The following is an 11,965-nucleotide window of genomic DNA, read 5'->3' as shown; positions in this document are numbered from 1 at the left end:
CCACAACCCCAGATGCTTCAGCAGTAATGGGGGATATACCTTTAGATATAATTTTTCGGTTATTTTTTCACCACTTTTACTTTGTCGAAGATCGGGCTTAACGTCTGATTGGCGTGCTCCACGTCGCGGCTCAGGTCGTTGACGTCCTGCGTTTGTTTGTCCTGATCGCGGATGATGATGGTGCCGTCGCTTACCGCCGCTGGTCTGACAGAATTTCATTTCAGCAGATCATGCATCTACCTGCTTACTGCTCAGATAGTTATTCTCGACAACCGCAAGAAGGTGGCCCTGTGGCTGAAGGATTTTCCGGGCCCGCTGAACGATATCGGCGATGCGCCGGTGTTCAAGCGCCGTGACGGATGGTGCTGGTAACGGCTGATAAAAGGATCCCGGCTCGGTAGTCGGGATTATTTCAAGTCCATAGCTCTCCACCATCAGGTGTTAGCCAAACGACCCCAACAGGTGCCTTAACTAAAAACCACATTCCATATTCATCTAAATCATCATCTTCATATGGGTAAGCAGGCCAGGCCTCTTCCAACATTTTTATTTGTTGCTCAACAGGAGCAGTCAAAAACACGCCATTCGTAGCTAGTTTAATTTTTTTATTATTCAATAAGTTACCTAAAACAACAAAAAATATTTTTTTCCTGAAAGAGTAGTTATCAGGCAACTCAGAACATTCAACACTGATATGTTGCCATATAGCCCCCAAAGACAATCCATAAGAACTTTCGGCAACAGATTTATATATCTCATTGATATTTTTAATCATTTAAATTTAATCTCCACCCTTCTTCCACCATTTATAGATGGAGTCATTAAATCTATGGTCCATTTAGCACCAGTTTGTTGTGCTGACGTTGAAAAGTCTCTCAATGTCAAAGTGCTACCAGCAGAAGGTCCTTCTGTGACTTTTAACGAATATACCGTACCTTTACCAGGAACCACCTTAGCTGATTGCATATTCTCTGACCTCGAAAGTTGCTTAAAGTAAGTCATAACATCAGCGTCAGTAGCTCCTTTAAATACAGGAGCACCTAAACTTAACGGTGGAGCTGCAACCATTGTTTTCCCATTAATATTTAACTGGAAGTCCTTCGGATGTACTGCCGGATTATTAAACTGAGTGGCAAGGCCATCAAATTTTTTTTCACTGCTTGCTGCTGTAATATCGCCCCAGATGGTTTTCCACTTAAATCAGAACTATTTTTCGCATTTTGCCCGATTCTTTCTAATGCTTCTTTTTCAGCTGATAATTTTCCAGCATTCATAGCTGTCGACTCAGCCTTACCCGCAACCTTAGCTGCAAACTTCTCCGTCAGTACCACTCCGCCCTTGGCCAGCCCAGCACCACCGGCAGCCAAAGATGCAATATCAGTCAGTAGTTTACCACCCTCGCCCCCTGCATTGAATGAGCCGCTGGCTCCCGCCTTTTGATACTCAGTAGTCAGCTTATCTATTCTGTCGATATAAGATTGTTTTACTGCGCCGCTAACATTACTTAATACACCATCACCGTCGAATAAGGCAGAGATTGAGTTCCATGTGTCCACTGGGCTTAAGCCCATTTTCACAATGCCTTCTACCGTTTCGTACAGTGAAGCAGGCACGCCCGCGACAATTCCCGCAGCAAAGCTGCCATCCTGGCCCGCATCTATTGCAGTCCATTTCGCCTGAGTACCCGCTTCGCATACCGCGAAAGGGTTTCAGGCTTAAAAATACTAACCCCGGCTAAAGCCGGGGGAATTAGATCAACTTATACTTTGCATTTGTTTATAAAAAAACTCGCCAAAATCATTTGCTAATGGCTTAAATGCGAGCTGATGATCATTCACTCCAGGAGACCATAGCTTAACAGGAGCTTCTGAGCCTGATTGAGCACAATCCAAGACCACATAATCCCCATCTCCCGTAGCACTGACAATTATATAATTATCTGGTAAATTAGAGTTATTTCGTTCTTGGATCGTTATCCAAACAGCATCAGGAACACTTGAGTTAAAAAAATCAGATTTAATTAGCCCATAAAACTCTTGACCCGCGATATCCCCACATCCTAAATTCTCTAAAAAGAATCGATATGTTATAGGAAAGCTTAAGCCAAGTACCTTCTCAGCAGATTTAATGAGCGCATCATCTTTAGGCCCATCAAAGTCTGCCTCGTCAATCTTACCATTAATAATATCAATGGCATTTTTCATATCGTTCAAGCTCATATCATCTACCTTTTAAAAGCCTGAGCACGTTCTTTCCAGTAATTAGAACGCCATTTGTCAAACTCAGTCCGATTAATGCCAGAAGGAATACTGTTATCATTGATATGGATAACCCCATGATTCTCTTTATGGAAAGCTTGAGTTACCTCCGCTATAGGGCCATCTTGACGTTGCAACATATGATGTAAATTCACAGAGTTTCCATTTGCATCAAGTGGTGCCAACCCTTTTTCCATCCTTTGAATATTGCTTCGCCCCCTGGCATCTACAGCATTAGGATCAAACAAATCATTCCGCTGATAGACCTTGTTACCATTAAATTGTATTGGTTCAGCAGACCAATACTTCCTTTCTTGGCCGAAGTACTTGGCGCTGCTTACTTCATCACTGGCCTTATTGAGTAACTTCGATGCGTCAGCAACATCACCTTTTGCCAGCGCTTTCTCTGCCGCCTTGATGAACTTACCGGCACCATCGCCCAGTACAGGAACCAACCCTACTGTCGCGGCCAGGTAATCCAGTGCGCTCTGCGCTTCCGCAAAGCTCTTGATATCCCCCACCACAGGTACAAAGTCTATACCAAAACCGGCGGCGCCTTTCAGCATTTCATCTCTGTTAGCGTGCAACTTGGCCGAACAAGCATCTGGACTCAACCCAGCACAGGTTTTCTGCTGGTAGGCCTCTACTGCCGCTTTAAGCTCATCCTGCGCTCTTTGGTATTTTTCTTCCTGCGTTATTCCAGAGAATTTATTCTCTACGATATCGCTAATCGCATTGTTCTCCACCACCGTCTTACCGGTCTGCGCACCCGCGATTGCATCAGCACTGCTATCACCAATCAAGCCACCAGCCAGGCCCGCTGCCAATGTCGCCAATGCCGAAACCGTCTGCTTCTCTGTTTCATTCAGTTCACTTACCGGCTTGCCGTAGGAATCGCTCGCTATCATGCCGATAAGTTCCCCCGTCGCAGCGCCACCCGCGCCAACCAAGGCATTGTTGCCCTGCGCTGCTGCCAACGCACCATTGACCGCTGCGTGCGCCAGGACTCGTGCTGCCGGATCTTCGATACTGTCGGCTATGACTTTAGTAATATAAGGTGCGGCACCATTAGCCAGTGCGCCCGTCAAATCACCACCAGACAATCCTTGAACGGCTGCCGTGGCCGCCTGCATCGCACGTTGAACCTTACCGCCCGTACCATAGCCCGACTCGCTGAACGCCTGGTTATACGCCGTCTGGTAAATCTGTTCGTTGATATCCTTATCGGTGATGACCTTGCCAGGTTTTTCTTTCGCCAGCTTAGCCGCAGCGGCCTGGCGATCGGCATCGGTAACGTTATTCATTTTCTCGTTGGCGGCTTTGGTTGCGGCGATCGCCCCCTCGGTCCGCGCAATATCCATCGCCTGATTGCCGATCTCGCCGATCAGCTGCGCCTGCTGTAGCCGTTTTTGCTCTTTCTCTTTGTCGAAGATCGGGCTCAACGTCTGGTTGGCGTGCTCCACGTCGCGGCTCAGGTCGTTGACGTCCTGCGTTTGTTTGTCCTGATCGCGGATGATGATGGTGCCGTCGCTTACCGCAGCAAAGGTGGTTGAGCTGTCGTGTCCGCTGTTGTTGGCCCCCACCAGCACGCCATTGGCCATGTTGCCGGCGAACTGGCTGCCAATGCTGCCGCCGGAGCTGATGCCTACGCTCTGGTGCTCCACGTCGAAATCGGCCTGATTGTGAATGTCCTTAAAGCCCAGCGTGCCGGTATCGAGCGTGTTTTTGTCGGCAGTGGCGGTGCTGCCGATCACCGCGCCGTTAAGCTGGGTATGTTCGCCCACCGTCAGGTCAAATCCGCCCTTGCCGGCGAAAATGCCCGTCTGCTCCTGCACGCTGTCGTAATTGCTGTGCATCTTGTCTTTGCTCAGGCTGATGCTGCCCGAACCGGTCATCGAACCGAAGGTGAAGCTGCCGCCAGCGCTGGCATTCTGCTGTTTGGAATCGTAACGATCGCTGTCCTGCTGGCTTTCCAGCAGCAGATTGCGGCCAACGTCGGCCTTGACCGATTCGCCGGTGACCTGTGCGCCGATCAGGTTGGTATCGCGCCCGCTGGTAATGTTGACCTGATTACCGGCGTTAACCGTGGTTTCGGTGTGGCTGGTGCCGTTGCCCTTCTCGTTACCCTTGCCCTTGTTGACGCTGGCGGAAACGCTCAGCCCAATACCGCCGGAGCCAACACCGATACCCACGCCCAGCGTGCCGCCCTGGCTCTCGTTTTTACCGTCCAGATACTGGGTGTTTTTGGCGGAAAGCAGGTTCACGTCACGGTTGGCGTTCAGGGTGACGTCCTTGCCCGCCTGCAACTGACTGCCCTGCACCAGGATGTCGCCGTCCTGGCCCTTCACGCCGTTGCCGCTGGCGGTAATGCTCAGGTTATTGCCCGCCGTCAGGCTGCTGCCCTGCGCGGTGCTCTGCCCGCTGTTTTGAGTAGAGGTGGAAGACTGGGTACCGTAGGAAATGCTGATCCCCACCATGTTGTTATTGGCCGGATCGGCGCCCTGCGCCTGCGCCAAACGCGCCGCCTGCACCGCCTGTACGCCGCTCAGCGCCGCCTTGGTACCCTGCAATGCCGCCAGGCGACTGTCGTCGGTGGATTTCGCCTGCTGCGAGGTTTCTACCGCAGTGTTCAGCGCACTGCCGACCGTGCCGGACAGTGCCAGTGTCAGACCGGATTTCTTCTGTTCAACCTTGTGAGTCTGGCTGTTCTGATCCTGCGCCTGCGTCACCGACACATTCTTGCCGCTCAGCGCCATGTCCTTGCCGGCCACCAGTTCGGACCCGGTCACCGCCAGGTTATTACCGGCCCCCAGAGTGACGTTGCCGTTTACGCTGCCGACGGTGCTGCCCTGATTGGTCAGCCCCTGCGCGGTATCCGTGGTTTTCAGGCTTTCGGTGCCGTAGCTGATGCCGATACCCCCGCTGCTCATCAGGCCGGATTTTTTCTCCTGCTTGAGGTGCAGTTCGCTGTTGCTTTCGGTCGCGCCGGTGATGCTAAGATCGTTCCCTGCCAGCAGTTTCACGTCCTGAGTCCCGGCCACGCTGCTGCCCTGAACGCGTAAATCATTGCCCGCCAATACATTAATACTGTCGCCGCTCAGGGTAGTGCCCTGTACGGTCTGGCGATCCAGAGTGTCGCGGGTGGTGGTCGTGGTTTTCGACATCAGGCCGTTACCGCCGGTCACCTTGTGTCGCTCGTCCAGATCGAGAGTGTTCTCGCCGCTGAGAATATTGATGTCATGGCCGGCATTGAGGTTCAGCGCATCGCCGGCCGAAACCGTTGCCGCATGGGCAGTGATATCGTTCCCGGCATTGAGGGTCACGGCCCCTTTGCCCACCACTTCGCTGCCGACCTGCTGGCTATTGCCCTGTTTCAGGCTGTTATCGCCATTCCAGATCAGGTTGTCGCGGCTGGCCGTGGTCACCGTATTCAGGGTGAGATCGCGCCCGGCACTCAGCAGGGTTTGGCCATTCTCACCGCTGTTAACCACCTGCGCCGCATCCAACTTGATGTCGCGACCGGCCTGCAGCATCAGCTTGCCGTCGGCTCCCTGCACGTACATGCCTGCCACGCTGTCGATGTTGGTGCGTTCGAAGCTGTTGGCACCGTTAACGCTCTGCGCCGTACGGGTAGTGCTGATGGCGTTGATATCACGCCCGGCGCTGGCCAGCAGCGAGTTGTTGCCCTGGATCACCCCGCCGATATTGTTAATGTCGGTACGGGCAGTCAGGCCAACGTCGGCCCCCTGAATCTGGCCCGCCACGTTGGTGATGTTGGCGGCGCTCAGTTTCACCACTTCACGCCCGGCGATATGGCCGCTGTTGAACAGGCCTTCGCCCAGATTGAGATTGACGTTACGCCCGGCAATCAGCGCACCGGAGCCGTCCAGATCGCCCGGTTGCATGCGGGCATACACCTGCGGTACCAGAACGTTTTGCTGGCTGCCGTCCGGCAAGGTGACTTTGGCGTTCACCAGCCAAACGATATCTTGGGTCAACAACCCCATCTGCTCAGCCGTCAGCGCCACGCCCACCTTCAGGTTATATTGCTGGCTGAAGGCCAGCCCCTGATCCATCAGCGCCTTAAACTGCTCTTCGTCGTTGTTGAAACCGTCCAGATAGCGCTGGCCGGTCAGGTTGATCACCTGTTCGCGGATCAGCCGCTGCTCGTAGTAACCGTCACCCAGGCGCTTCAACACGTTATCCGGATTATTGGTCACTTTACCCATCATGTAATCCGAGCCCAACCAGGCTTTCTGGTTGGTGAAGCGCGGATCGGTCTCCACCAGATACTGGCCGCCCGGCGCCGGATTGGTCTTGAACAGGCTGTTGTCCGGTAAACGGGTGTCTGGCCCGACAATGCGCACCACGCTGTCCGCCGCGTCGCCCTGCTGGTTATTGACCTTGTTGGCGACTTCGAACTGCTGGCCCGGCTGTAACGCTACGGCCTGGATCACCGGCAGAGCGCCGCTGCCAATAGTCTGCAGGCCGGCGGAAATATCACTGCCGCTGACCACCGCATTGACCCCACCGGCAGCGCCGATAGTGGTATTGGTGCCCTGCTGCGTCAGCGGGGCAATGGCGATTGGGTTACCTGCCACCTGCCCGTGGTCAATCAGCTGGCTCGGCTTCAGCGAAATGGTCTGAATGGTGGTCGGTGGCGTATAGGCCGTGGCATTGTGCCCCTGCTTATCTTTACCCTTCTTCTTGATGCGGTAGTAACTGGTCACTTCGCCGACGTCGGTGGTCAGGCGCTGGCCCGGCACCGCCACGTTATCCACGCTGCGGGCATTAATCGCCAGCGTGCCGCCCGCGATCACCTGGCTCTTGTCGTTCAGCAGATGCCCGGCGTTGATCGCCATATCGCCACCCGCGATGATTTTGGCCGGATCGCTTTCCTTGACCTGGGTTTCCTGCACCGTGCGGTTGTAGTCGTATTGCGTAAATCTGTCGTTGTTATGCCCAGTTTTCCCTGGGGTATTCAGGTTCAACAGCGAGTCTGATGAATTGCGGTCAACGAAAACGCCCGGTTCTCCGGCCGTCCAGCGTACCGGGTCGCCCGATTGCTGATACTCGGTGATTTTTCCGTTGGAAACGGTGACCAGTTCGGTAGTAAAGCGGTCGTTGACGTTGTTGATCTGTCCGGCCGAAATAGCCATGTTGCCCGCAGATTCAAGGGTCGAACTGTGATTGTTGAGGGTGCCGGCCTGGCCGGTGGCCAGGTGGTTGGCGTCAAGCTGGCCGCCAATCGCCATGTCCCCGCCGCTGTAGATCAACCCATGATCGTAGTTATTCAGCGTTTGGGTGCCGATATCCACCCGTTCGCGCCCGGCCAGCGTGGCAGCGGTGCCGTTTTCCGCCAGGTTGTTAAAGGTGACGGTTTGCACGCCAATAGCATCGCCATAAATACGACCGGTGCCAATGTTGGTCAGCGTATTGGCCTGGATCAACGTATGTTTGCCGTCAATCAGACCATAGTTGGTCAAGGTACCGTTGACCGTCAGCCAATCCTGCCCGGCGTTTATCTCGCCGCTGGCGGCATTGAACAGATTATTGGCGCGCAGATCGAGCTTGGCACCTGCCAGCAGTTTGCCGCTGTTGGTCACATCGCCCCGCGTGGTGAAGTTGAAATTACCGTTGGCAATCATCTCACCGCTGTTATTGATGCCCTGTGCGCTGACCAGGTTCATATCGCCCAGCGACAGCAATTGCCCGTCGCCGCCGACCGCTGCTGCGTTGATGTCCAGCAGCTTGCCCGCTTTAACGATACCGCCGGTGTTCAGCAGGTTAAGCGCCGCGCCCTGCAACTGCAGGTTTTCGCTGGCGGCCAGTTGGCCTGCGCTGTTATCCAACTGACCGCCGTTGGTGATAGTCAGCTGTTGGTTAGCCAGAATGCTGCCGCCACGGTTGCTCAACGAGCCGGTGTTCAACGCCACGGCTTGGCCTTCCAGCCCTTTATTTTCCGCCTTGGTGTCGTCGTTGATGAACTGCAGGGCATTGAGCGTCACGGTGGCGCCGCTGCGGATCAGCCCCAGGGCGTTGTCGATAACCCCCTGCGCGCTGTCCAGCAACAGGTTGCCGACCGCCTGAATTTGTCCGTTGCGGTTATCCAGACCGGCGCTGGCGAGTTGAACCGCCTGTTCGCCAATAACCCGCCCGCCGTTACTGTTGTCCAATTTCAGCGCCGCCAGGGCAAAGTCACCTTTGGCCCCCAGCGTTCCGCCCTGATTATTGACGTCGCCACTGCTGAGCTGCAGTTTACCCAGGCTGTGCAGGGTACCGTTCTGGTTATCCAGCAGCTGGTCGTGGGTATCGACATGCATATCCGCACCCGATTGCACCAATCCACCCTGGTTATTCAAGCCGCCTGCGCCGGTGGTATTCAGCACCAATGCCTGCTGTGCTACCAGTTTGCCGCCACCGTTCAGCAGCGCTTCGGCATCGAGCTGCAAGCCCTTGCCGGCAATCACCACGCCCTGGCCGTTATCGAACACGCCGGTAGTGAGGTTCATCGCCCCCTGGCTGGTGATGCCGCCCTTGTCGCCGCTGTTGGCGTTGGTCAGCCGCTCAACGGTCAGATCTAACCCCTCACCACTCTGGATCAGGCCACCGTCGTTGTTATTGAGGCTATTGCCGTGCAGCTCCAGCGCCGTCTGTGCCGCCAACTGGCCGCCCTGATTCTCCAGCAGGCCGAAGTTAATCTTCGCCACATCGGCGCTGACCAGCGTGCCCTGATTGTTCACCAAATGCGCGCTGTCCAGCTGCAGTTTTTTGCCTGCGCCAATCACCCCAAGATTGCTGTTATCCAGCAATTCTTTGGCATCCAGCGTCATATCCTGACCGGACTTGATCGCCCCGCCCTGGTTATTGATCACCCTGGCGGTGGCCGACAGCTGCTTCTCTGAAGCCAGCGTGCCGCGGCGATTATCCAGTTGCTCGCCATGCAGCTGCAGGTCACCCGCACTGGCGATAAAACCGGCCTGGTTATCCACGGCACCGCTGGCGATCGTCAGTTTGCCCAGGCTGCTGATACCGCCATTCTTGCCGCTGTCGCGATTGCTCAACGCCTGACCGTGGGTATCGATGCGCGCATCGCCGCCCGCCTGCAACAGTCCACCGTCGTTGGTCAGTGCCAGGCTGTCGATATTCAGCTTCTGCTTGCCGACCAGAGTGCCCTGGCTGTTATCAAGCTGGGCGGTGAACAGATCGGTCGTCCCGGCGCCCACCAGCATGCCCTGACTGTTGTCCAGCGCGCCGCTGTGGATCGTCAACGTCCCCTGGCTGAGGATGCCGCCGGTTTCACCGCTCAGGCGGTTGCTCAACGCCGCGCCCTGGGTGTCAATATTCATATTGCCGGCGGATTGCAGCAGGCCAGCGTCATTGTTCAACACACCGCTGCTCAGGCCCAGATCTCCGCTGGCGGCGATAACGCCCTGTTGGTTGTTCAGCGCCCCTTTGCCCAGCGCCAGCGAAAGCGCGCCGCCCACGACCTGCCCGGCCTGATTCTCCAGCCCGGTACCGGTCAGTTGCAGAGCCTGTTTGGCCTCAATACGGCCGCCGCGGTTATCCAGCGCCTGTCGCGCCGTAACCTCAGCATTGCCCGTCGCGGCGGAAACCAGCCCCTTGCGATTATCCAGCTTGTCCGCCCGCAGCTGAGTATGGCCGCTGGCCGCCAGTTGTCCCTGTCGGTTATCGATAGCGCCGCTGACCTGTGCCTTCAGGCTGCCGTCCTGCGCAGCAATCACTTTGCCGCTCTGGTTGTTCAACCGCGCGGCGTTAAGCGCGACGTTGCCATTTGCCGCCAGTTGGCCGCCCTGGTTATCAATCCCCTCGCGGGCATTAAGGCGCATCTCACCCTTGCCGCTCTGCACCAGTTGGCCGTTGCGGTTAGACAGACTGCCGGCATCCAACGCGATCTGCTGTGCCGAAGTGGTGCCGCCGTCCAATACGTAGTCGCCGCCCTGCATGCTGAGCTGGCCGTTGGACAGCAGCTTGCCACCATCGCCCTGCAAGCGACCGGTATTCACCGCCAGCGCACCTTTACCGGCATGGACGATTTGCCCGCCCTGGTTGTCGATCAGACCCGCTTCCAACGTCAAGTCATTGCCGTTGCTGGCAATACGGCCACCGGCGTTATCCAGTTTGCCCTGTGGGTTCAACCGGAGGTTGTCTTCGCCAAGCTGGGTGATCTCCCCCTTGCGGTTGGATAAGTCATGCGCATTAAGCGCCAGTTTATTCGCCGCCAGCTTGCCACCGTCATTATTGAACCGCTTGCCGCTGCTGGCGGTGAGCTGTTGCGCGGCTTCAACCTGCGCATTGGCCGTGGACAAATCGCCGGCCCCGGCTTCCAATGTGACCTGGGTAGCCGCGGTACGGCTGCCGCTGATGTCCACGCCCTGCCCATTGGCACGCAGGTTGCCTGCTGCCAGATTTTGGCCCTGCGCAGTCAGTTTTCCGCTGGTGGTTAGCGCCAGTTCGCCGCTGCCGCCAAGCCGACCATCCTGTTGCACACCGGCCGCCAGCGTACTGCCTTTGCCACTGTTCAGGCTGGCTGCCTGGATACGCACATTATTGCGGGCCGCAATAGAACCGCTGTTTTGTACCTCACCGTCGCTGCTGACATCGGCATGGCCTGCCGCGAACAGCGAACCGCTGTTGCTGACGCCGCCCTTCGAGGCCAGTTGCGTATCAGCGCCGCTGCTGATTTTACCGCTGTTTTCAATACGGCCATCGGCAGTGACTATCACGCTGCCGGCCTGCGCACCGATGTTACCGGCGTTACGTACTCCAACGCCGGTTTCGGTGCCGATCATGCGGATCTTACCGGCGTACATACCGCCCAGCTTAGCCACGTCCACCGCAAGTTGTGGACGGGTGGCCGGCTCGTCGCTTTGTTTGTCGATCTGTTGATGCGCAGCATCCACCTTGTTGCGACCGGTGGTGACTTTGAGATCGTTCGCCCACAGTCCGGCATTAATCTTCGTCGAACGTGCAATGATCTCGGTGTAATCCTGGCGCGAACTGTCCATACCGGCGCCTTCAACCACCACTTCACCGCGTTCGACGTTAAAGCCGGTCAGGTTACCGTTGTTCATCTGCGCCTGCCCGGTGGTCAGGGTGGCGCGGTTGGCGTTGATAAAGCCGCAACCGTTACAGGTAATGCCTGACGGGTTGGCGATCACCACCTGAGCACGCTGCCCGGCAACCTCGATATAACCGTTCAAACGGCTGGGATCGCGGGAGTTGACCTCGTTGAGGATCACCTTGGCTTCGCCTTTCGCCAGCCACGGGTTACCGTCGACCCAGCCGCCCTGCTGGGTTTGAGTCATTTTGTGGGAGTTGTTGAGGATCGCACCCTGTTTGTCGACGTCAAACTGGCTATAGGTATTGCGAGAAACCCCACCGGCGCTTGGCGTCTGGATATTGACCTGTGGCGTACCGTTAGCGCTGTTGACGATGGTCGGCTGCTGGCCGCCCGGCGCATTGCCGTCAGCAATAATCGCCGCCTGCACCGGTTGGATAGCCCCCAGCGCCATCAGCAGGCTAAAGCTGACGGCGTTCATCTTGCCTATGCACTGGCTCAGGGTATGCCCCAAACCAGACGAACGGGCTGACCCGGCACGGCCGGAGCGGGCGATATCCGCCACCACCATCAGCATGCCACGCGCTTTGTTGAAAACGATACGATACAGGTTCTTGTTCATGGC

Annotated in this window: 6 protein-coding genes and 1 pseudogene; 1 reads left to right on the top strand and 6 read right to left on the bottom strand. The window is 56.2% G+C overall.

The window, feature by feature from the left end; genetic code table 11:
- Positions 1–62: 62 nt before the first annotated feature.
- Positions 63–215, bottom strand: a pseudogene (locus tag M2407_RS26325) (filamentous hemagglutinin); the annotation flags it as partial.
- Here M2407_RS26325 and M2407_RS14665 point away from each other — a divergent pair.
- Positions 172–372 carry a hypothetical protein gene (locus M2407_RS14665; RefSeq protein WP_020828631.1) on the top strand — a complete coding sequence of 67 codons (201 nt, stop codon included), beginning with the start codon at positions 172–174 and terminating at the stop codon, positions 370–372. The pseudogene M2407_RS26325 and the gene M2407_RS14665 sit on opposite strands and share 44 nt — an antisense overlap.
- Positions 373–412: 40 nt before the next feature.
- On the opposite strand, the gene M2407_RS14660 is transcribed toward M2407_RS14665, so the two are convergent.
- The 5 genes from M2407_RS14660 to M2407_RS14640 all read right to left on the bottom strand — a co-directional run bounded on the left by M2407_RS14660 (position 413) and on the right by M2407_RS14640 (position 11,962).
- Positions 413–775: a DUF596 domain-containing protein gene (locus M2407_RS14660; protein ID WP_128865731.1), complete on the bottom strand. Its 363-nt coding sequence runs from the start codon at positions 773–775 to the stop codon at positions 413–415.
- Complete coding sequence (locus M2407_RS14655; RefSeq protein ID WP_128865732.1) at positions 772–1,068, bottom strand: hypothetical protein; 297 nt, start codon at positions 1,066–1,068, stop codon at positions 772–774. Before M2407_RS14655 ends, M2407_RS14660 begins: the two co-directional genes overlap by 4 nt.
- A 17-nt stretch (positions 1,069–1,085) precedes the next feature.
- Positions 1,086–1,613, bottom strand: coding sequence for a hypothetical protein (locus M2407_RS14650; protein WP_125470335.1), 528 nt, complete (start codon positions 1,611–1,613; stop codon positions 1,086–1,088).
- Positions 1,614–1,754: 141 nt separating this feature from the next.
- A complete protein-coding gene (locus M2407_RS14645) occupies positions 1,755–2,219 on the bottom strand; it encodes an SMI1/KNR4 family protein (RefSeq protein WP_020828634.1) in 465 nt (154 codons plus the stop codon).
- Between the two features lie 5 nt (positions 2,220–2,224).
- Positions 2,225–11,962 (bottom strand): hemagglutinin repeat-containing protein, encoded by a 9,738-nt coding sequence (locus tag M2407_RS14640; protein WP_259218504.1) that lies wholly within the window; start codon positions 11,960–11,962, stop codon positions 2,225–2,227.
- Positions 11,963–11,965: the final 3 nt, after the last annotated feature.

The sequence above is a fragment of the Serratia sp. BIGb0234 genome, assembly GCF_024809915.1.
GTDB classification, from domain to species: Bacteria; Pseudomonadota; Gammaproteobacteria; order Enterobacterales; family Enterobacteriaceae; genus Serratia; species Serratia liquefaciens.
Note: the sequence above shows the minus strand (reverse complement) of the source record. Positions and strands in the feature narration are given on the sequence as shown.

Bases quoted from the DNA above. Each gene is read 5' to 3' on its own strand.
- M2407_RS14645 (WP_020828634.1), bottom strand. From the start codon at position 2,219: ATGAGCTTGAACGATATGAAAAATGCCATTGATATTATTAATGGTAAG.
- M2407_RS14660 (WP_128865731.1), bottom strand. From the start codon at position 775: ATGATTAAAAATATCAATGAGATATATAAATCTGTTGCCGAAAGTTCT.
- M2407_RS14640 (WP_259218504.1), bottom strand. From the start codon at position 11,962: ATGAACAAGAACCTGTATCGTATCGTTTTCAACAAAGCGCGTGGCATG.
- M2407_RS14655 (WP_128865732.1), bottom strand. From the start codon at position 1,068: ATGGTTGCAGCTCCACCGTTAAGTTTAGGTGCTCCTGTATTTAAAGGA.
- M2407_RS14665 (WP_020828631.1), top strand. From the start codon at position 172: ATGATGATGGTGCCGTCGCTTACCGCCGCTGGTCTGACAGAATTTCAT.